At 43.6% G+C, this 20,099-nt stretch carries 19 protein-coding genes, 1 tRNA gene and 1 riboswitch; of the genes, 10 read left to right on the top strand and 10 right to left on the bottom strand.

Going from position 1 to position 20,099, the window contains the following annotated elements; all coding sequences use genetic code 11:
• Positions 1-236 precede the first annotated feature (236 nt).
• Positions 237-1,367 (bottom strand): HlyD family secretion protein, encoded by a 1,131-nt coding sequence (locus tag Vgang_RS10395; RefSeq protein WP_105900707.1) that lies wholly within the window; start codon positions 1,365-1,367, stop codon positions 237-239.
• The gene (locus Vgang_RS10390) at positions 1,367-1,753 is read right to left on the bottom strand and encodes a DUF3302 domain-containing protein (RefSeq protein ID WP_105900708.1); all 387 of its coding nucleotides are present in this window, start codon (positions 1,751-1,753) and stop codon (positions 1,367-1,369) included. Before Vgang_RS10390 ends, Vgang_RS10395 begins: the two co-directional genes overlap by 1 nt.
• Positions 1,754-1,998: 245 nt before the next feature.
• Between Vgang_RS10390 and Vgang_RS10385 the strand changes: the two genes are divergently transcribed.
• The 4 genes from Vgang_RS10385 to ribB all read left to right on the top strand — a co-directional run bounded on the left by Vgang_RS10385 (position 1,999) and on the right by ribB (position 5,475).
• On the top strand, positions 1,999-3,012 hold the full coding sequence (locus Vgang_RS10385; protein WP_105900709.1) for a bile acid:sodium symporter family protein: 1,014 nt from the start codon (positions 1,999-2,001) through the stop codon (positions 3,010-3,012).
• A complete protein-coding gene (locus Vgang_RS10380) occupies positions 3,012-3,599 on the top strand; it encodes a mechanosensitive ion channel domain-containing protein (RefSeq protein WP_105900710.1) in 588 nt (195 codons plus the stop codon). The genes Vgang_RS10385 and Vgang_RS10380 overlap by 1 nt, the downstream gene beginning before the upstream one ends.
• Before the next feature lie 201 nt (positions 3,600-3,800).
• Positions 3,801-4,415, top strand: a complete 615-nt coding sequence (locus Vgang_RS10375) for an acetate uptake transporter (RefSeq protein WP_105900711.1) — start codon at positions 3,801-3,803, stop codon at positions 4,413-4,415.
• Between the two features lie 122 nt (positions 4,416-4,537).
• Positions 4,538-4,699, top strand: a riboswitch (FMN riboswitch).
• 113 nt (positions 4,700-4,812) lie between these two features.
• Complete coding sequence (gene ribB, locus Vgang_RS10370) at positions 4,813-5,475, top strand: 3,4-dihydroxy-2-butanone-4-phosphate synthase (protein WP_105900712.1); 663 nt, start codon at positions 4,813-4,815, stop codon at positions 5,473-5,475.
• 114 nt (positions 5,476-5,589) lie between these two features.
• Here ribB and Vgang_RS10365 read toward each other — a convergent pair.
• The 5 genes from Vgang_RS10365 to rpsU form a co-directional block, all read right to left on the bottom strand.
• Positions 5,590-5,666, bottom strand: a tRNA-Ile gene (locus Vgang_RS10365).
• Positions 5,667-5,841: 175 nt separating this feature from the next.
• Entirely contained in the window at positions 5,842-7,692 is a 1,851-nt protein-coding gene (gene rpoD / locus Vgang_RS10360; protein ID WP_105900713.1) for an RNA polymerase sigma factor RpoD, read from the bottom strand.
• Between the two features lie 117 nt (positions 7,693-7,809).
• Entirely contained in the window at positions 7,810-9,573 is a 1,764-nt protein-coding gene (dnaG, locus tag Vgang_RS10355; RefSeq protein ID WP_105900714.1) for a DNA primase, read from the bottom strand.
• Between the two features lie 163 nt (positions 9,574-9,736).
• A complete protein-coding gene (locus Vgang_RS10350; protein ID WP_105900715.1) occupies positions 9,737-10,180 on the bottom strand; it encodes a GatB/YqeY domain-containing protein in 444 nt (147 codons plus the stop codon).
• A gap of 29 nt (positions 10,181-10,209) precedes the next feature.
• Positions 10,210-10,425: a 30S ribosomal protein S21 gene (gene rpsU / locus Vgang_RS10345; RefSeq protein WP_017024921.1), complete on the bottom strand. Its 216-nt coding sequence runs from the start codon at positions 10,423-10,425 to the stop codon at positions 10,210-10,212.
• A 228-nt stretch (positions 10,426-10,653) separates the two neighbouring features.
• Between rpsU and tsaD the strand changes: the two genes are divergently transcribed.
• Positions 10,654-11,676 (top strand): tRNA (adenosine(37)-N6)-threonylcarbamoyltransferase complex transferase subunit TsaD, encoded by a 1,023-nt coding sequence (gene tsaD / locus Vgang_RS10340; protein ID WP_105900716.1) that lies wholly within the window; start codon positions 10,654-10,656, stop codon positions 11,674-11,676.
• An 82-nt stretch (positions 11,677-11,758) separates the two neighbouring features.
• Here tsaD and plsY read toward each other — a convergent pair whose 3' ends face one another.
• Positions 11,759-12,364, bottom strand: a complete 606-nt coding sequence (gene plsY / locus Vgang_RS10335; RefSeq protein WP_105900717.1) for a glycerol-3-phosphate 1-O-acyltransferase PlsY — start codon at positions 12,362-12,364, stop codon at positions 11,759-11,761.
• Positions 12,365-12,592: 228 nt separating this feature from the next.
• On the opposite strand from plsY, the gene folB reads away from it, so the two are divergent.
• Positions 12,593-12,952 carry a dihydroneopterin aldolase gene (folB, locus tag Vgang_RS10330; protein ID WP_105900718.1) on the top strand — a complete coding sequence of 120 codons (360 nt, stop codon included), beginning with the start codon at positions 12,593-12,595 and terminating at the stop codon, positions 12,950-12,952.
• A complete protein-coding gene (gene folK / locus Vgang_RS10325; RefSeq protein WP_105900719.1) occupies positions 12,949-13,431 on the top strand; it encodes a 2-amino-4-hydroxy-6-hydroxymethyldihydropteridine diphosphokinase in 483 nt (160 codons plus the stop codon). Before folB ends, folK begins: the two co-directional genes overlap by 4 nt.
• Before the next feature lie 102 nt (positions 13,432-13,533).
• Here the strand turns inward: folK and Vgang_RS10320 are convergent, their stop codons facing one another.
• A complete protein-coding gene (locus Vgang_RS10320; RefSeq protein ID WP_105900720.1) occupies positions 13,534-14,298 on the bottom strand; it encodes an undecaprenyl-diphosphate phosphatase in 765 nt (254 codons plus the stop codon).
• A gap of 140 nt (positions 14,299-14,438) precedes the next feature.
• On the bottom strand, positions 14,439-15,671 hold the full coding sequence (locus tag Vgang_RS10315; protein WP_105900721.1) for a multifunctional CCA addition/repair protein: 1,233 nt from the start codon (positions 15,669-15,671) through the stop codon (positions 14,439-14,441).
• 415 nt (positions 15,672-16,086) lie between these two features.
• On the opposite strand from Vgang_RS10315, the gene Vgang_RS10310 reads away from it, so the two are divergent.
• From Vgang_RS10310 to Vgang_RS10300, 3 genes are all read left to right on the top strand, one after another.
• Positions 16,087-17,844 carry an ExeA family protein gene (locus tag Vgang_RS10310; protein ID WP_105900722.1) on the top strand — a complete coding sequence of 586 codons (1,758 nt, stop codon included), beginning with the start codon at positions 16,087-16,089 and terminating at the stop codon, positions 17,842-17,844.
• Complete coding sequence (locus Vgang_RS10305; protein WP_105900723.1) at positions 17,844-18,749, top strand: general secretion pathway protein GspB; 906 nt, start codon at positions 17,844-17,846, stop codon at positions 18,747-18,749. Before Vgang_RS10310 ends, Vgang_RS10305 begins: the two co-directional genes overlap by 1 nt.
• A gap of 86 nt (positions 18,750-18,835) precedes the next feature.
• The gene (locus Vgang_RS10300; protein ID WP_105900724.1) at positions 18,836-20,089 is read left to right on the top strand and encodes a uracil-xanthine permease family protein; all 1,254 of its coding nucleotides are present in this window, start codon (positions 18,836-18,838) and stop codon (positions 20,087-20,089) included.
• Positions 20,090-20,099: the final 10 nt, after the last annotated feature.

Genomic DNA, 20,099 nt, shown 5'->3' with positions numbered 1-20,099 from the left:
TTGGGTATATATCTAATCTAAATCATCTTTCGGTATGTTTTTTTAAAGCGCTTCATCTGATTCATGGGTATTCGTTATTGATAAAAGCTTTTGTCATTAAGTTTCAAAAGTAATTGCCGAAGGCTGATGGATTTATTTATACGACTTGGTGGGCAGATTACTTTGAAAATAAAAAATCCCTCAATAGACGATTTAGTCTATAGAGGGATTGAGATGAGACGATTTATTATTGGGTATTAGTGATCAAAATACACATAGTTTTGCCAACTCTTCATACGAATTAATATCTTACGAATAATAGCAAAGTGCTCTAATTTCCCTGAATAAACCGCAATTTCAACATTGGTACCCATTGGCAGGTTGTATTGTGAAACATCATCAACCAATTCAAACTTCACCATAATACGGCCTTGGGTTTGCAGCGCGTTTGTCCCTAATAGCGCACCGTTTGCTTGAATTTGACTTTCAGCAATCGCAGGCAGTACTTGAGTCACCTTCGCTTTAAATGATTTTCCAGGCAGTGCTCTGAAAATCATATCAGCTTCATCACCCGCTTTAATATTCAAAGTGGAGTTTTGGCGGAAGGCGCCTACAAATTCGGTATCTTGAGTACTAACAAAAGTTAAAATGGGCTTAAATGGTAGTGGTACTGCCATCACACCTGGTTTTAAAGCTAGCTGAGTCACATAGCCATCTGTTGGCGCACGCACAACGGTTTGGTCTAAGTTGAATTGCGCTTTATCCAAAGTCGCTTGAGCTTCGGCAACGGAAGTGTTTACGCCATCAATTTGTGATTTATAGGCAGCTTCAGCGGCCTTTTCATTGGCAAGAGCAGCTTGATAAGCAGCTTCAGCCCCTTTTGCTGCTTGAACTTTGTCATCAACTTGTTGCAAGGTAAATGCACCACGTTTGTAACCTTTTTGATAGCGTTCAGATTCACGTTTAGTACGATCTCGTTCCGCCAGCGCTTGAGTTGATGTCGCAGCAGCTTGTTTATAAGCCGCTTCAAGTACGAGAACATTTTGTTTTGCAGCGGCCAATGCTGCTTTTTGTTGTACAACGGCTGCTTTGAACAGCGTGTCATCTAAATGAACAAGTGGATCGCCTTGTTTCACAAGTGTATTAGGCTGAACATCGACCGAGACGACACGAGCTCGAATGTTCGAGACCATTGGCGTCGTAGTATAAATTTGTCCGCCAACTTGTGTAAAAGGCTGAAAGTAGTTCATTGCAAGGAAGATAGAACCGAGTAATACCACGCCGCCTAATACAGCAGTAGGTACTGTCCATTTATTCAAAGGAATTCGGAAAATCTTAAAAATCGCAACACAAAAAGCGGTATAGGTAAGAATCAATATGGTTTCCATTAGTTTGATTCTCCTTTTTCGGCTTCATCTTTATTGCTTGGAGCGACCTTGCTATCCTTATTTAATGCAGCAAGTTGTTGTTGTAACTGAGCGATTTGATTGGTGAGGTCATCGACCTTATGGTGGATATTGTCTTGCTCATTTTTAATTTGAGTAAATCCCCATCCTCGATCTTCACGCCATAATGTTGCCCAAATCCATAAAAATGGCCATAAGACATGAAGGGTAAATAGGCTGACCCAACCAGCAACATGGAGTGCGTCTTGATGAGGGTGATTGCGTTTTTTCGCTATTTCATAGGGAATATCATGAATAACAATGATGCCGTAAAAGAGCACCAATACTACAAAGATAAGTATGCCAAGGGCAACGTAATCTAACGTCATTGTTTGTACCTGTTCGTTAATCGATAGGGTCGATAACACTTAAATATAGCCAATCCATGACTATCTATATAAGTGGGCGCTGGTTATATCTAACTGTATTTAGTTTAAAACAGAGCTTTGCTCTTTAGAAAGTATCCCATTATCTAGATGATATGTAATCATTTTTAATGACATTATTCATAAAATGTAGCCTAATTGATGGTGATTTGGGATTTATTTTGATTGAAATTTGAAGAGGTCAACACATGCTAGTCAGCACTAGGCAATGGGTAAAGAAAGAGTGGTTTTTAGTGGGCATGGTTGTCGCTATGCTGCTAGCAACTGTGATACCTGATGTGGGGCGAAGTGGGGGAGTGTTACAGCTCGATAATGTGACTTCTTTGGGTATCGCCATCATTTTCTTTTTACATGGTATTGGTTTATCGCCAAAAGCGCTGAAAGACGGGGTGAGTAACTGGCGTTTACACTTGTTTATTCAAACGGTGACATTTGTGATTTATCCTTTGATTTGGTTAGCTTTTGGTCAGGGGTTTTTAGCTATTATGCCAACGGCATTGGCTTTTGGTTTCTGTTTCTTATTGGTTTTACCAAGTACGATTTCATCTTCAGTCGCAATGACGGCGATTGGCAGAGGCAACATTCCGGGGGCAATTTTTAATGCCTCTTTATCCAGTATTCTCGGTATTTTCATTACACCGCTGCTTATTCAATTTTTTATGGGCTTACAAGGCATTTCATTTGATGTGATGGATTCCGTGATTTCTATATCAAAGATGCTGTTGTTACCCATGGTTGTTGGACAAGTTTTACGCCCTTTGGTTCTTACCACATTCGAAAAGCATAAAGCGGTCGTCAATAAACTCGATAAGTTTGTGATCCTATTTATTGTGTTTAATGCTTTTAGTGACTCGGTTCATGAGGGTATTTGGCATAGTTTTTCTATCGAATATGTTTTGATGTCGGTTGCCATTTGTTGTGCGGTGCTTGTATTCATCGTTAATGGAGTGAAGTGGAGCGCTAAACAATTTGGGTTTGGGCATGAAGACGAGGTGGCGGCTGTATTTTGCGGTAGTAAGAAGACGTTAGCCGCAGGAGTGCCAATGGCGAAAGTGATTTTTGGTACGGATCCTAGGCTTGGAATGCTTTTATTACCGATCATGCTTTATCATCCTTTACAAATATTCTATTGTGCAATTTTGGCAAACCGCTATCAAAAGAAGGCAATTGCAGCCGAGAATAACAACGAAGTGAGCGCATAATGTCAGACGTTATTTCAAATGATTGGTTGTTGTTTACCCAAGATTATTACAAGTGGTTTATCACCGCGCTTGTATTCATGTTCTATCCAATGCTACGCCGGATACCTGCTAAGGTTTTTTTGCGTGGTTCTAAAGCGGCGACTAGCCCCCATAGAAAGCAAAGAGTCCGTTTATTACTTAATACGATCACTTCAATTATCATCATTTGTTTACTTTTGATGATGTGGGGGATTGAGCTTAGAGGTTTATTGGTTGTCGGTTCATCCATGTTTGCTCTATTGGGTGTGGCCTTATTTGCAGGATGGTCACTGCTAAGTAACTTAACCAGCTTTTTGATCTTATTTACTCAGAATGATTGTCGAGTTGGCCGCTGGGTGAAAGTGGTTGATGGGGCAAATTTTATCGAAGGTGAAATTATAGAAATGGGCTTCATGAATGTACAACTACGTACTCTGGATGGTGACCAGGTGCTCTACCCAAATAACTTATTCATGACTCGTCCCGTTATTGTATTAAAAGAGGCGCCACAAAAGAAAAAAGCGACTGAAACAAAATCCAACAAAAGAAGCTTGCCAAGCAGCAAGTAAATTGAATTAAAATAATTAAAATCAATAGGTTAATTGTTTTATTTTTCGGCCTGAGTGACATCTATCATGATGAACTCAGGCTTTTTTATGACTTAAAATAGTTTTTTGTGACTTAGCTAACAAAATGTTTTACAAAGCGATAAGCATCGACAATAATACGCCGTTTTTTATATATCGATTACATTTTAAACAGGTAAAACTATGTCAACGGCAGCAACTACAAAACCAGCAAATCCAGGCCCATTAGGTTTAATGGCGTTTGGTATGACAACCATTCTTTTAAATCTACACAACGTAGGTTTATTCCCGCTTAGCACTGTGATTCTTGCTATGGGTATTTTTTATGGTGGTATTGCCCAAGTGATCGCGGGCATTATGGAATATAAGAACGGAAATACTTTCGGTACTACAGCATTTACTTCTTACGGTATGTTCTGGCTTTCATTGGTTGGCTTAATCTTGATGCCAAGCATGGGATTGGGTGAAGCAACATCGGCTCACTTCCTAGCATCATACCTAACTATTTGGGGTATCTTCACTGGCTTTATGTTTATTGCCACATTGCCTCGTTACCCAGTTGCTAAACAAGTGGTATTTGGCAGCTTAACGGTATTGTTCTTCTTATTAGCTGCTGGTGATTTCACTGGTAATGCTGCTATTGCTCACACTGCGGGCGTAGTAGGCTTGTTCTGTGGCTCAAGTGCGGTTTACCTAGCGGCAGCGACAATTATCAACTTAGAGTACGGCCGTACTGTTCTCCCTATTGGTGAGAAGAAAGTGGCTGCGCCTGTTGAGTCAATTAAAGCTGCAGCTTAATTTGACAAAAATTGGATGAATTAGAACCTCGGCTTCGGCTGAGGTTTTTTTTTGCGCTGAGTATTAGATTTTCTATTGTCGCTGTAATACTATGACCGCTCCACATCGTGTGGATTATCATTAATTATTCTCAGGGCGGGGCGCAATTCCCCACCGGCGGTATATAGCAGTTGTTTTTATTCAATATGTTATGAGCCCGCGAGCGCCTGATTTTTGGATCAGGGTCAGCAGATCTGGTGAGAGGCCAGAGCCGACAGTAATAGTCTGGATGGGAGAGGATAAATGTCGTGGGTGTGAACCTGACGGCTTTGTATTGATCGTACTTAGCGTTTTGCTAAGTGCAGTTCGATCCCTTCTTAAAATAGCCCTGATTCTGGTACCTATAGGAGCGTTTACCATGAATCAGAACCAACCTTCTTTACTTGCTGAATTTGGCAACCCAATTGAACGTGTTGAAGCTGCGCTGCTTGCACTGCAGCAAGGGCAAGGTGTTTTAGTTTTAGATGATGAAGATCGTGAAAACGAAGGCGATCTTATTTATTCTGCTGAAACCTTAACTGATGCTCAAATGGCACTTATGATCCGCGAGTGTAGTGGCATTGTGTGCTTATGCTTAACCGATGAGCAAGCCAATCAACTTGATTTACCGCCAATGGTGGTTGATAACAATAGCCAAAATCAAACCGCATTTACGGTATCTATCGAAGCGAAGCAAGGTGTGACAACAGGCGTTTCTGCTGCTGACCGTGTGACAACAATTAAAACGGCTATTTTTGCGGATGCTAAACCAGAAGATTTAGCGCGACCAGGCCATGTATTCCCGCTGCGTGCACGCCAAGGTGGTGTATTCAGCCGTCGTGGCCACACCGAAGGAACGACAGATTTGATGCAATTAGCAGGACTAAACCCTGCGGGCGTTTTGTGTGAAGTGACCAACCCTGATGGGACTATGGCTCGTGCCGAAGAGATCGTGGCGTTTGGTAAACTGCATAATATGCCAGTTTTAACCATTGATGATATCGTGCTGTACCGTGAATCATTAATAAAGAAACAAGCGTAATATAAATAACCTCAGCTGAGGTTAGATAAACTTACGGTAAGTCGATTAAAGAAAGCTTCCGAAACAAAAAGAAAAGCCCCGAAAACAAAATATGCTTTCGGGGCTTTCTGTATTTGGTGGCCCCACACAGACTTGAACTGTGGACCTAACGATTATGAGTCGTGCGCTCTAACCAACTGAGCTATGGGGCCAAATTGTTGCAAGATTATAGGGGAATGCGCTGTGAGTGTCTAGTTATCAGAGACTTGATTGCGCTTAGTTTTTATCCAGTTAGATTACAGACACAAAAAAGGTGAGCACAAGTCTCACCTTTTTAGTTAATCAATTTTGCGATGCTTTCGTTGAATTAATCGCAGATTGATTCCATTACTCGTCTAAGAAGCTACGTAGCGTTTCTGAGCGGCTTGGATGACGCAGTTTACGCAATGCTTTTGCTTCAATCTGACGGATACGCTCACGAGTTACGTCGAATTGTTTACCCACTTCTTCTAACGTATGGTCTGTGTTCATATCGATACCAAAGCGCATACGAAGCACTTTCGCTTCACGTGGTGTTAAGCCAGCAAGTACGTCTTTCGTTGCAAACTTCAAGCTGGTTGAAGTTGCAGAGTCTAAAGGTAACTCAAGCGTGGTATCTTCAATGAAATCACCTAGGTGCGAATCTTCATCATCACCAATAGGGGTTTCCATTGAGATTGGTTCTTTAGCAATCTTTAGAACTTTACGAATTTTGTCTTCAGGCATTTGCATGCGTTCAGCCAATTCTTCTGGTAACGGTTCACGGCCCATTTCTTGAAGCATCTGGCGAGAGATACGGTTCAATTTGTTAATGGTTTCGATCATGTGTACCGGAATACGAATAGTACGCGCTTGGTCAGCAATAGAGCGAGTGATCGCCTGACGAATCCACCATGTTGCATAAGTTGAGAACTTATAACCACGACGGTATTCGAACTTATCTACGGCTTTCATCAAACCGATATTACCTTCTTGGATAAGATCCAAGAATTGTAAGCCACGGTTGGTGTACTTCTTCGCAATGGAGATAACCAAACGAAGGTTCGCTTCAACCATTTCTTTCTTCGCACGGCGAGCTTTTGCTTCACCGATAGACATACGACGGCTGATGTCTTTGATGGTTTGCACATTCAAAGACGTTTCTTCTTCGATTGATTTTAGCTTGAAGATACAACGACGTAGTTCTTCTTCATTTTGCTTAATCTTATCGGCATAAGGCTTACCTGATGCTAAGATTTCATCCAACCACGCTTCAGATGACTCATTACCCGTGAATGCTTGAACAAAGGCTTTTTTCGGCATTTTGCCATATTCAACCACGGTACGGATAATCAAACGTTCTTGAGTACGCACGCGATCCATTGAGTTTTTTAAGTTATTGACTAAGTAATCAAATTGCTTAGGAACTAAACGGAACTGACGGAACACATCTAAAAACTCTTGTTTGCTGTCCGCAATTTGCGTACTTTCACGACCATGTTCGTTGATCGCTAACTGTAAGTTCTGATAAGTGTTGCGAAGCTCAGTGAAACGTTCCAGAGCAAGCTCAGGATCGATGCCTACTTCTTCCTCTTCGGCTTCTGAATCGTCATCATCATCGTCTTCGTCGTCATCTAGGTCATCATCATCGTCATCTGTGACAGATAATTCTGAACCAACGTGTGTGGCTGTTGGCGCAGCGTTACCTTCGTCATCTGGATCAACGAAACCTGAGATAATATCAGTAAGACGAAGTTCTTCGGCTTGAACTTTATCAAATTGCTCAAGAATATAACTGATGGTGCCTGGGTATTCGGCAACCGAGCATTGTACTTGATTGATGCCATCTTCAATGCGTTTAGCAATGTCGATCTCACCTTCACGAGTGAGTAGCTCAACGGTACCCATTTCACGCATGTACATGCGCACAGGGTCTGTAGTACGGCCAATTTCACTTTCAACACTTGAAAGTGCAGCTGCTGCAGCTTCGGCAGCGTCTTCATCTGCTACGGCCTCATTCAACATAAGATCGTCCGCATCAGGTGCGGTTTCAACGACTTGGATACCCATGTCGTTAATCATTTGAATGATGTCTTCTACCTGCTCTGAATCTACGATTTCTTCAGGTAGGTGGTCGTTTACTTCTGCGTAGGTCAGGTAGCCTTGTTCCTTACCTTTAGCGACAAGTAACTTTAGCTGTGACTGCGGATTTTGATCCATCGACGATATCCAACTTGGGTCTGAGTGAAGAATATTAGTATGCGAAATGCAAACCGCCAATTATAGCAAATTGATTCATTGCTCGCCACTTTAGAACTTTCTTTGGGCGGTGCTTAACTAAGGACGTTGAAGAATGAGATCTTGCAACTCCCGTTTTTCCTCGACTGATAAGCCGGAGCTTCTTTCTTTCGCTTGCAATGTTTCTATTTGCTTTTCAACACATTGAGCTAATATTTTATCCAATGTGTCTAAAAATACATCTTGTTCATTGTCATCATTGAGGGGGATATCCCAATTCATTAAACGTGACAATAATGCTTCATTTTTTTGATCGCGCCAGTGTTCAATGAGCTGTGCAGATTTGATATTGGGATTTTCTCGACAAATATCAAGTACCTTCAGCAATAAACTTAATCCTGGTAAGTCTATATGACGAATTGAATTTAAATCTGGTGCCAATTCAGCATAGCTGGGTTTTTGCAAAAGTAATGCAATGACCACTCGCATTGGTGTTCGTTTTATTTCTTTATGCGGTTGTGGCGTTGCTTGTGTTTGGCTGTCTTTAGCAATCAATTGTTGCAGTTGACGCTCATCCAAAAGCCCGAGTTTTTTACCCAGCAAGTCTCTCAAGTATAGTCGTAATGTACCACCTGGGACTTTTTCAATTAAAGGCACGGCTAAAGAGGTTAGCTTTGCTTTTCCTTCGTGGCTACTGGTGTCCACTTGCTGCATCAAGGTCGAAAATAAAAATTCCGATAATGAGGTCGCATGGAACACTTGCTGCTCAAATTGCTCTTTACCATATTCGCGAATGTAGGAATCAGGGTCCTCGCCATCGGGTAAAAACATGAATTTGAGTTGGCGACCATCGGTCAAATAGGGCAGTGCATTTTCCATTGCACGCCAAGCTGCCTCCCGGCCTGCACGATCACCATCGTAACAACACACCACAGTGCCTGTTTGGCGAAATAACATTTGCATGTGATCGCCTGTGGTTGACGTTCCCAGCGCTGCGACGGAATAGTCGACACCATATTGGGCCAGAGCCACGACGTCCATATACCCTTCGACCACAAGGATTTGTTGTGGTTCACGGTGGCTTTGCAACACGTCGTAAAGACCATACAACTCTTTACCTTTATGGAAGACAGGGGTTTCCGGTGAGTTCAGGTATTTAGGTTTTTCATCACCAAGAACCCGACCACCAAAGCCAATCACGCGCCCACGGCGGTCCCGAATAGGGAACATGATACGGCCACGAAAGCGATCGTAGCGGTTGCCTTTATCGTTTTCGATCAACATTCCGCCTTCAACCAGCATGTCTTGGACGGCTTTTTGTTGGCCAAAGTTTTTGCGCACGCTGTCCCATTCATCGGGCACATAGCCAATACCAAACTTCTGGACGATTTCACCAGACAAGCCACGATTTTTTAAATACTCAATCGCGGCTTTGTTAGCGCTCACTTTTAATTGAGAGCGATAATATTGGCTAATGCTGCCTAATAAATCGTATAAATTACGCTTTTGTTCCGCATTGGCACGAGGCGCATTATTGTTTTGAAAGTGGCCGCCACCCCGTTGTTCTCTTGGAACATCTAATCCTAAAAACCCGGCAATTTCTTCTATCGCTTCAACGAACTCTAAACGTTCGTATTCCATCATAAAATCAATGGCATTACCGTGTACACCACAGCCAAAGCAGTGATAGGTTTGACGATCTGGGCTAACAATAAAAGAAGGCGATTTTTCGTTATGAAACGGGCAACATGCCCCGTAGTTCTTACCTTGCTTCTTGAGCTTAACGCGTGGATCGACTAAATCCACGATATCCACTCGTGCAAGAAGGTCATCAATAAAACTACGGGGGATGTGTCCTGCCATAAAGAATAGAATCCGATTTACGAGTTTAGGGCGCTACGCTACTCGGGTTTCGATAAGGTTATCGAGAGACGAGTCACGAGCTTTCGATTATCGTGTTTATAAATACAAACAAGCCGTGCAACTCCAAAGAAGTGCACGGCTTGCTTTAATTTAATGTGGGTGATTAAGCCAGTTTAGCGCGAACCAAACCACTTACTTTACCCATATCTGCACGGCCTTGAAGTTGAGGTTTTAATACCCCCATTACGTTACCCATGTCTTGCATGCCCGCAGCGCCAGATTCAGTGATGGCTTTATCAATTAAAGCAGCCACTTCTTCATCGCTCAGCGGTTGAGGCATAAATTCCTCAAGAACTGTAATTTCAGCTTTTTCAGCATCTGCAAGATCTTGACGATTTGCAGCTTCATATTGCGTAACAGAATCGCGACGCTGTTTAACCATTTTAGTCAGCACAGCAAGGATATCATCGTCAGACAGAGTAATCTGTTCGTCGACTTCACGTTGCTTAATGGCTGAAAGAGCTAAACGGATAGTGCCAAGGCGCGCTTTGTCCTTGGCTTTCATCGCTAATTTTTGCTCATCTTTAAGTTGGTCAATCAGAGCCATAACTTAAGTCCTAAATGGGCGTTAAGTTATTAGTACAAGCGAACGCGACGTGCGTTTTCGCGAGCTAGCTTTTTAGCGTGACGCTTTTGAGCCGCTGCTTTAGCGCGTTTACGTACAGTTGTTGGTTTTTCGTAATGCTCACGACGACGCACTTCAGAAAGAACACCTGCTTTTTCGCAAGAGCGCTTGAAACGACGTAATGCTACGTCAAACGGTTCGTTATCACGTACTTTAACTACTGGCATATGCCTTTCACCTCAGGGGTTATTCGTTAATGCTGATCTTTGAATCGACCCAAACTTGGAACGAAATGTGATCAGCTAGATCAAAAATGGTGCGGAATTTTAATCCGATCGATACCCATTTGTAAAGCATTATCAAGGTAAGATCTGGTTAAATTTTTTCCGAAGCGGTAAGATTACGCCCAATTCAAGAAAAATCAACCGATGTACGGAAACTGTACCAGGATAACTATGCGAATTTTAGGTATTGAAACCTCATGTGATGAAACCGGTATTGCGATTTATGATGAAGAGCAAGGCTTGTTGTCTCATCAACTTTATAGTCAAGTGAAATTGCATGCCGATTACGGTGGTGTCGTGCCTGAGCTGGCCTCGCGTGACCACGTTAAAAAGACCATTCCACTTATTAAAGCGGCATTAAAAGAAGCGGGTTTAATTTCGAAAGACATTGATGGGGTTGCCTATACCGCTGGCCCTGGATTAGTCGGTGCTTTACTGGTTGGCGCGACAATCGGACGCAGTTTAGCTTATGCGTGGAATGTTCCTGCCGTGCCAGTGCATCACATGGAAGGCCATTTACTTGCGCCGATGTTAGAAGATAACCCGCCAGAGTTTCCATTTGTGGCGCTGTTGGTGTCAGGCGGCCATACCATGATGGTGGAAGTGAAAGCGATTGGTGAATATCAAATTCTCGGTGAATCGATTGATGATGCCGCCGGTGAAGCGTTTGATAAAACCGCTAAATTAATGGGATTGGATTATCCTGGTGGCCCATTGCTATCGCGTTTAGCCGAAAATGGCACGCCGGGGCGCTTTAAGTTCCCGCGTCCTATGACCGATCGCCCAGGGCTTGATTTCAGTTTCTCTGGTTTGAAAACCTTTGCGGCTAATACCATTGCGGCCAATGACGACTCTGAACAAACACGCGCCGATATCGCTTACGCTTTCCAAGAGGCGGTATGTGACACCTTAGTGATTAAGTGCCGTCGTGCATTAGAGCAAACTGGATTAAAGCGTATCGTTATTGCTGGCGGAGTAAGTGCTAACAAGCAGCTGCGTTTATCGTTGGAAACGTTAGCCAAAAAAGTCGGCGGGGCGGTCTATTATCCGAGAACGGAGTTTTGCACTGATAACGGCGCCATGATTGCGTATGCGGGCATGCAGCGCTTACGTAATGGTGAGATGACTGATCTTTCCGTGCAAGCGCAACCTCGCTGGCCAATTGATCAATTAGAGCCGATTGCGGATAAGTAAGTATTTACTCAATATGAATACAAAAAACGGTAGCCTTAGTGTTACCGTTTTTTGTGTGAATGGTTCAAGGCTTAGGATTCGCTTAGTGATGTTTAGCTTGCGATTTAGATTTTACTTTAGGTTCACTGCCATCAATTAAACGTTTGATGTTGGCGTAATGACGGAAAATGATTAAACAAGACAGCATTGCGACCGGAATGGTGTATTGCGGTTTGACTAACCAAGTGTAAAACGGTGCTAATAGGGTGGTGACAATTGCTGCCAATGATGAATAGCGTGTAGTAAAGAAGGTGATAAGCCACGTTGCCATCAGCATGCCGGTTAAATCAAAGCCAATGGGAGCCATAGTACCAATAGCCGTCGCCACGCCTTTGCCACCTTTAAAATGGAAGAAGATTGGGTAGATATGTCCAAGGCAAGCCGCTACGCCGATAAATCCGAGCATTAAAGGTTCAATGCCTAAATAATAGCTAAACCAAACAGGAATCATGCCTTTGAGAATATCGGACACCAGAACGCCGACCGCGGCAGCTTTTCCACCGACACGCAGGACATTGGTCGCTCCAGGGTTCTTGGAACCTTGCTGACGAGGGTCGGGCAGTTGACACATTCGGCAGATCAACACCGCACTCGATATAGAACCGAGTAAGTAAGCGAGTATGATCATAATAAGTGCCAGAATGCTCATGATTTTCCTTGGCGATAATAACGTTTTTTCACCCTAAAACTTGGCTCATATTACTTGAGGCAGCGTTCTAAGCCGCTTTGCCTTTCGTTTTGGCTTAGGGGTGTAGTATATTTTCCGCATATTACGTGTTTTTGTTTCGCTTGGGTATCCGATGAGTCGGAAACTTACAAATTCCTCGAAATAAATAATGATTAATCGATAAAGTTAAAGTTTGCATAAGGAAGTCTCATGGCTTTGGATAAAGTATTTATTGAACAACTGGAAGTGATCACCACCATTGGGGCTTATGATTGGGAACAAGAGATCAAGCAAAAATTGGTGCTTAATATTGAAATGGCTCACGACAATCGCCCTGCCGGTAAAAGTGATGACGTGAATGACGCCTTAGATTATGCCCAAGTCAGCCAGGCTGTTTTGCATCATATTGAAACTGGACGTTTTCTTTTGGTGGAGCGAGTTGCTGAGGAAGTGGCTGAGTTGATCATGACTCAATTTTCAGTACCTTGGGTTAAAATTCATTTGATCAAACCTGGTGCGGTTCCACAAGCGAAAGGCGTTGGCGTTATCATCGAAAGAGGCCAAATGTGACGCTAGCGTATATTGGCTTTGGCAGTAATCTTGAGCGAGAAAAGCATGCCCGTGCCGCCTATCAAGAGTTAGCACGTTTAGGTGCAGTGCGCGCTTCGACGGTCTATGAATGTCAGCCAGTCGGTTTTGAGAGTCACGCATTTTATAACTTTGTGTTTGAATTAGACACCACATTGAGTTTGCACGAATTACAACATGTGTTGCGTGAGATAGAAATAAAGTGGGGGCGTCGCATTGATGCGCAAAAGTTTCAAGACCGAACGTTAGATCTGGATATCTTGTTATTTGGCGATCGAGTGTCGAGCGACAAGCCGATTGTGCCGCGTAGTGATATTTTTAAGTATGAGTTTGTTATTCGACCATTAGTCGAGCTTTGCCCACAGTTCGTGATCCCAAATGATGGTCGTACTGTTGAGCAAATTTGGCAGCAATTTGATTCACCGAAAAACACGCTTACGTCTGTCGACTTTCGTTTTTAATCTCATCAGCTGTCACTTCATCAAAGCATAAAAAAACGAGCGCCATTATTACGCTCGTTTTTATGCTGCACATTACAAATGAATGTAAGTGTTTACTTATTTTTAAGCCATGGCCAATAAAAGAATGCCGAATAAGATTCGGTAAATACCAAAGCCCACAAAAGTAAATTTAGCTAAGAAGCTGATGAACCATTTAATGACAAAATAAGCCACGATAAAGGCGGTCACAAACCCTACTGCTAGATTGGTAAAATCCGCGCTGGTGAAATCTTGGTAGTGTTTGAGTAAGTCATAACCGGATGCGGCGGCTAATACCGGTAATCCAAGTAAGAATGAGAATTCAGCACAGGTTTTACGGTTTAGGCCGACTAGCATCGCACCAATAATGGTTGAACCCGCACGACTCGTGCCAGGAATGAGTGCGAAGATTTGTGCAAAACCAATCCACATTGCTTGCTTCATAGAAACATCATTGACGTCAGTGGTCGGGCACTCTTCCTCTTTATAAAAACGTTCTACCGCAATAAATATGATGCCGCCAACAATGAACATCACCGCCACCACAGTGACACTGAATAAGGCTTTGATGATATCGCTCATCAAAAAGCCAATAATGCCAATCGGTAAGAAGGCGACGGCAACTTTTACCCACAAATCAAAAAAACGAGGGTGAAATTTGTCTTTATAGTTGGCGATGACCGCCAAAATAGCCGCCACTTGAATGATGACTTCAAACGCTTGGTTGGTATCCGTATCGGCAACACCGAGCCAGTTACCAGCCACGATCATGTGCCCAGTGGAAGAAATAGGTAAAAACTCAGTAATACCTTCGATTATGCCGAGCACAATGGAATCAAAAATGGTCATTAGAAAGGTCGATCCTGTATATAAATTTTTGAGGTGTTAATGTTAAGTTAGAGGAGATTAGCACCTCTACCTTAAGATTGAGTTAAGACGGTTTTAAATTTTGAGCATTGTCGAGGTTTCTGGGTTTGAATTCAAACTTTTTACCCTTCTAAAAGTGAGTCTTTTGTTTGCTGAATCGCCAACGTGCGCTGTTTGTCTAATTCTTCTCTAATTGCCTTGCCTTGAGAGCCTTGCGCAATAATGCTTTGTACGTCAATGGCAACCGCATGTTGATAATATTGCTGGAATCGCTGTTTTTGTGGATAGGGCTGAGATTCGAATCCTAGTCGTCCTTGATGATCGGCTTGGCAACACAGTAAAACGTGCTCAAAGCGTTCGGGTTTGCGCCAGACATCCATTTGATTCAACAGTTTGAGCACCGTAGCAGCTTTGAGCTCGGCAGCACGATGAATATTAGAATGATATTGGCAAACTAATAACGCCAGATCGCGACATTCATTAGGTACAGTCAAACGTTGGCAAAGCTGTTTAATCAAGGCGAGACCGGTATGACAGTGCATTTTATGGCTTGGCCATTCGCTTTGTGGTGTGACGCCTTTACCCAGATCATGGACTTGAGCGGCAAAGCGTACCGCGATTGAGTCACTCAGTGTGGCCGCTTGTTTAGCCACCATTAAAGTATGAACACCCGTATCAATTTCAGGGTGCCATTTTTCCGGCTGAGGGACGCCAAACAGGGCATCAATTTCTGGCAGAATGACCGCTAACGCTCCGCATTGCTTTAAGACGTCAAGAAAGACTTGTGGTTCTTGAGTGGTGAGCGATTTTTGCCATTCCTGCCACACACGTTCAGCGGTTAAATGTTGCAATTCATCCGCCTGTACCATCTGTTGCATCAATTGCATGGTTTCTGGCGCAATAGTAAAGCCAAGCGGGGTGAGTTTGGCCGCAAAACGCGCGACACGTAATACCCGTAGAGGATCTTCACTAAAGGCTGGGGAAACATGACGCAAGATGCGCTTATCAAGATCGTCTTTGCCATGGTAAGGATCGTGCAATGTACCATCTGGGCTTTGCGCGATGGCATTGATGGTGAGATCGCGACGCGCTAAATCGTCTTCAAGGGTCACATCGGGGGCGTAATGACATGCAAAGCCCGTATAACCTTGACCTGATTTACGTTCCGTGCGCGCTAGGGCGTATTCTTCTTGTGTCTTAGGATGTAAGAAAACCGGGAAATCTTGCCCAACCGGGCGAAAGCCTTTTTCCAGCATTTGCTCTGGGCTACTGCCGACTACCATCCAGTCTTTATCATAACTAGGAATGCCTAAAAGCTGATCTCGAACGGCGCCGCCAACTAGATAAATGTCCACCCAATTTCCCTAACTTATCATTGATGAATGTCATCGCATTTTAGCAATAAACTCGCGTTGCGCCACATTGGCTGACGGTGCGCTATAAATTCGGGGCAGATTGGTGTAGCTTATATACCCAAGTAACCTCAAGATGCGAGTTTAGCAAGAATAAAACAAGTTTTAGGTAAGGCAAATTGAATATGATCATAGTGATTCTATCTCTGTTCAATTTAACGCAGCATAAAGCTTGTTTTAACTTGCCCTTCGGGAGCTTCATCCAAGCCCTTAGCCTGCGTCAGATTGACTTGAAAGGTGCTTACATTCCTTCGCCAATCTTCCTTGCCTAAAGGTTTGGATGATAGCTCTGAATTCTGCATCTTGAAGTCACTTGGGTATACCCTGTCAGCTTCTATGGATATGTTGAGTATTATGCATGTATAAGGATTTTTTCGGTCTCTCTGAGCTCCCTTTTACGATTGTTCCAAGTTCCCGTTATATTTTCCTCAGTGCCCGTCACCGTGAGGCGATGAATCATTTGCAAGCTGGCTTAGGTGGCGGCGGTGGTTTTGCTTTGCTAACTGGTGAAGTAGGTACGGGGAAAACCACAGTCTCTAAAGCCTTGCTGTCGGTATTGGATGACAATATCAAAACCGGTTTATTGCTAAACCCAACTTATACCAGCAGCGATTTATTAGAAGCGATATGCGATGAGTTTTCGATTGAATACCAAGAATCCGCGAGTTTAAAACAGCTGACTCAAGCCATTTATCATTACCTGCTCGATAATCATGGAAAAGGCGTGAAAACCTTATTATTGATTGATGAAGCGCAGCATTTGTCTGCCGATGTGCTTGAACAACTGCGCTTGTTGACCAATCTTGAAACGGAAAGCCAAAAACTGTTGCGAGTGTTACTGATTGGGCAACCTGAATTGCAATACAAGTTGCAAACGGAAGAGCTGCGCCAATTAGCTCAGCGCATTACTGGCCGTTATCACTTGTTACCCCTCACTATTGATGAAGTGGCGCAATATATTCAATTTCGTTTGCAAGTGGCGGGAAGCCAGTATGATATTTTCTCGACGAAAGCCATTAAGCTGATTGCTAAGCAAACACAAGGTGTACCGCGTTTAATTAATTTGGTGTGCGATAAGTGCATGCTGTATGCCTATTACAGTGGTGAAGCGCAGGTTTCTTATGCTAATGCAGACAAGGCTTGCCAAGATGTCATGAGTTTTCAGCGTCCTGTGGGGAGTGTTAATCAAGCTTTGCATGCCACGACGCCTCATGTATCTTCTGTGCTTCATTCAAATTGGTTGCGTTACAGTGTTTGCTTGGCGCTGGGGTGTGCGATTGCGTTTACGGCGTGGCAATGGCTGCCGTCTCAATTGAGCGCACCTTCTTTGAACGAGCCTTTATCGACCGCTTCAGTTATAGAACCCGCAGAGCAAGAACAACCGACACTCAATCAATCAGAGCTTGCCTCACAGGCTGTATCATCAAATGCGCAAACTAGCCAAGCTTTGTCCGTACCCGCTCAGCAGCAGAATGAAGCAAGCAGTATTGAATCTGTGATGTCTCCCCTGATTAATCAGAGCCATAATCCAATCGCAGCCATGCAGACGTTATTTTCGTTATGGGGCTATCACGTCGGCAGCAGTGACGCTAATTGTACCCAAGCCGAGCGTGCCAATCTTTATTGCTATCAAGACTCTGGTCGTTTAAATGATGTCGCTGTGATCAATCGCCCCGCGATGTTGACCATGCAGGATAATTACCGTACTTACTTTGCTATTTTGTACAAGCTGGTGGATGACAAAGCGCAACTGCTTCTTGCAGATCAACGAGTCGAGGTGCCAACTGAGTGGCTTAATGCGCATTGGACTGGTGAGTATCAATTGTTATGGCACAGCGAATTGGCTGACCAAACCTTAAAACTTCACTCTCAAGGTAAAGACGTGGAAATGTTGAATCGTTTATTGTCGCAAGTTTTAGGTGAGCCAATTCAAGATAAACAAGAATTTGATCAATCTCTTAAGCATAAAGTGGAAGCATTCCAAATGTGGCAAGGAATCAATGTTGATGGCATTGCCGGTAAGAGAACGTTAATGCTGCTTGACAGTTATGCCAACCACCAAGCGCCGAGTGTACTCGACTCACTTTCTGGTACAGCAGCGGGAGGCGCGCAATAATGTCACAAGTCATGAATGCGTTACAAAAATCTGAGCAAGCCTATCAAGCTCAGATGGCGCCTCATTACGCGGCTGGGCAACCGCGTCAGTTGCAACCCGTTAAACCGGGTAAAGGCATTATGACACTATTATTACTTTTGCCATTGTTGGTGGTTTTAGCTTGGCTTGGGTATCAGTCTTTTATTGCGCCCAAAGCATTGAGTTTACCTTCTCAACAGCCAGAGTCGTCACAAAAGCAAGTGGTTTCACAATCCAAATCAGCCTCATCTGCAGCAGCTACCGTGGAGCACGTTAAAACACCAACATCGCTCAATGTCGTTACGATTTTACCCTATCCAACTATGCCAGAAGCCAAGGCATTACCCGGAGATCCGATAGTGCCTGCTCCGGTAAAAGTGAGTCGTCGCACTGAAGTTATGCCGGTGAGTAATACTACGGATAAAACGTCATCATCCCCATCTCGTCAGGCAATGACACCCAGTTATCAATCTGCGGAAAAATCACAAGATTGGAATGTGGATGATCTCGATTTATCTGGCTTGTCTCCTGAGTTAGCGCAACGATTTCAAACGGCATTAAAAGGTTCAGATATTTCAAAAGGCCCTAATACTTCGGCGGCAACCAAGCCCAAAGCGACCGCTATCGAGCCACCTCAAGATGCGATTAACTTGATTGGGCATGAGTCGGACTATCGTGGCCGGTTACCGAAAATGAATTTTGAGACTCACATGTATTCATCAAAAGCGGATAGCCGTTGGATAAAAGTGAATGGCAACAATGTGCATGAAGGAGAATGGGTGATTGATAAGCTGGTTAAATTAGAACAAATCTTGCCAGGCAGTTTGATCATTCTTTTTGATAACCAGCATATTCAGATCCCAGCCTTATATGAGTGGGCGGGTTAAGGATAAGGTTGAGCGTACCTTTTCCTGGATAGCCGTAGCTTTAATGATAGAATTGATCGGTTTGTTTTTTGAAAGGATAAGACGTTATGTTGCAAATGTTGCAAGGCGCACAGATGTTATTCGTAGCATTCGGTGCATTGGTTATTGTGCCATTATTGACGGGGTTAGACCCGAGTGTGGCTCTGTTTGGTGCTGGTATCGGTACATTATTATTTCAACTGGTGACAAAGCGAAGCGTTCCCATTTTCTTAGCCTCTTCTTTAGCTTTCATTGCACCCATCATGTACAGCATTCAAACTTGGGGTGTACCTAGTACCTTAGGTGGCCTAATGGCAGCGGGTGCGGTGTATGTTGTCTTAGCCATTATTATTCGAATCCGTGGTGCGGGCTTTATTCATCACTTATTGCCACCGGTTGTGGTTGGCCCCGTTATCATGGTGATCGGTTTAGGCTTGGCTCCTGTTGCGGTGAATATGGCGCTAGGCAAAAGTGGCGATGGTGGTACTCAGTTGGTTACTCATGATGCAGCGATGTGGATTTCAGCAACCTCACTATTAGTGACCATAGCTTTAAGTATTTTCGGTAAAGGGATCTTTAAACTTATCCCAATTTTCGGAGGTATCTTCAGTGGGTACTTAATGAGTTTAGCATTGGGTGTGGTAGATTTTACTCCTATCCAACAAGCTGCTTGGTTTGCCTTACCCAACTTCACTTTCCCTGAATTTAATATCAACGCAATTTTGTTTATGTTGCCGGTCGCGATTGCACCAGCGGTGGAACATGTCGGTGATATTTTGGCGATTTCAAATGTAACTGGTAAAAACTACCTGAAAAAGCCAGGCTTGCACCGCACTATGGCCGGTGATGGTATTGCCACGATGGCGGCGACGTTCTTTGGCGCGCCACCGAATACCACGTATTCAGAAGTCACGGGTGCGGTTATGCTGACAAAAGCCTTTAATCCAGTGATCATGACTTGGACTGCCATCACCGCAATTACATTAGCCTTTGTGGGTAAATTGGGTGCCATTTTACAGACTATCCCTGTACCCGTGATGGGCGGCATTATGATTTTGTTGTTTGGGTCTATTGCCGTAGTGGGTTTAAACACACTGATTAAGAATCAAGTGGATCTGCATAAATCACGTAACCTTGTTATCGTCGCGGTGACGTTAGTGTTTGGTATTGGTGGCATGGCATTTGGTGTGGGTGAATTCAGCCTTCAAGGCGTGAGCTTATGCGGTATTGTCGCGATTGTGCTGAACTTAATTTTACCGAAAGACTTTGGTGAGAATCATATTGTTGATAACGCTCAAATGGAAGATATTGAAGAGCGTTAATGCTCGCCGC

This window comes from Vibrio gangliei (genome assembly GCF_026001925.1).
Taxonomy (GTDB): domain Bacteria; phylum Pseudomonadota; class Gammaproteobacteria; order Enterobacterales; family Vibrionaceae; genus Vibrio; species Vibrio gangliei.
This window is presented reverse-complemented; position numbering and strand designations above follow the sequence as displayed.

Excerpts from the sequence above, each read along its gene's own strand:
- folB (WP_105900718.1), top strand. The coding sequence starts at position 12,593 with ATGGCTTTGGATAAAGTATTTATTGAACAACTGGAAGTGATCACCACC.
- Vgang_RS10300 (WP_105900724.1), top strand. The coding sequence starts at position 18,836 with ATGTTGCAAATGTTGCAAGGCGCACAGATGTTATTCGTAGCATTCGGT.
- Vgang_RS10320 (WP_105900720.1), bottom strand. The coding sequence starts at position 14,298 with ATGACCATTTTTGATTCCATTGTGCTCGGCATAATCGAAGGTATTACT.
- dnaG (WP_105900714.1), bottom strand. The coding sequence starts at position 9,573 with ATGGCAGGACACATCCCCCGTAGTTTTATTGATGACCTTCTTGCACGA.
- Vgang_RS10310 (WP_105900722.1), top strand. The coding sequence starts at position 16,087 with ATGTATAAGGATTTTTTCGGTCTCTCTGAGCTCCCTTTTACGATTGTT.
- rpoD (WP_105900713.1), bottom strand. The coding sequence starts at position 7,692 with ATGGATCAAAATCCGCAGTCACAGCTAAAGTTACTTGTCGCTAAAGGT.
- Vgang_RS10375 (WP_105900711.1), top strand. The coding sequence starts at position 3,801 with ATGTCAACGGCAGCAACTACAAAACCAGCAAATCCAGGCCCATTAGGT.
- Vgang_RS10350 (WP_105900715.1), bottom strand. The coding sequence starts at position 10,180 with ATGGCTCTGATTGACCAACTTAAAGATGAGCAAAAATTAGCGATGAAA.
- Vgang_RS10380 (WP_105900710.1), top strand. The coding sequence starts at position 3,012 with ATGTCAGACGTTATTTCAAATGATTGGTTGTTGTTTACCCAAGATTAT.
- rpsU (WP_017024921.1), bottom strand. The coding sequence starts at position 10,425 with ATGCCAGTAGTTAAAGTACGTGATAACGAACCGTTTGACGTAGCATTA.
- Vgang_RS10390 (WP_105900708.1), bottom strand. The coding sequence starts at position 1,753 with ATGACGTTAGATTACGTTGCCCTTGGCATACTTATCTTTGTAGTATTG.
- Vgang_RS10395 (WP_105900707.1), bottom strand. The coding sequence starts at position 1,367 with ATGGAAACCATATTGATTCTTACCTATACCGCTTTTTGTGTTGCGATT.
- Vgang_RS10385 (WP_105900709.1), top strand. The coding sequence starts at position 1,999 with ATGCTAGTCAGCACTAGGCAATGGGTAAAGAAAGAGTGGTTTTTAGTG.
- ribB (WP_105900712.1), top strand. The coding sequence starts at position 4,813 with ATGAATCAGAACCAACCTTCTTTACTTGCTGAATTTGGCAACCCAATT.
- tsaD (WP_105900716.1), top strand. The coding sequence starts at position 10,654 with ATGCGAATTTTAGGTATTGAAACCTCATGTGATGAAACCGGTATTGCG.
- Vgang_RS10305 (WP_105900723.1), top strand. The coding sequence starts at position 17,844 with ATGTCACAAGTCATGAATGCGTTACAAAAATCTGAGCAAGCCTATCAA.
- plsY (WP_105900717.1), bottom strand. The coding sequence starts at position 12,364 with ATGAGCATTCTGGCACTTATTATGATCATACTCGCTTACTTACTCGGT.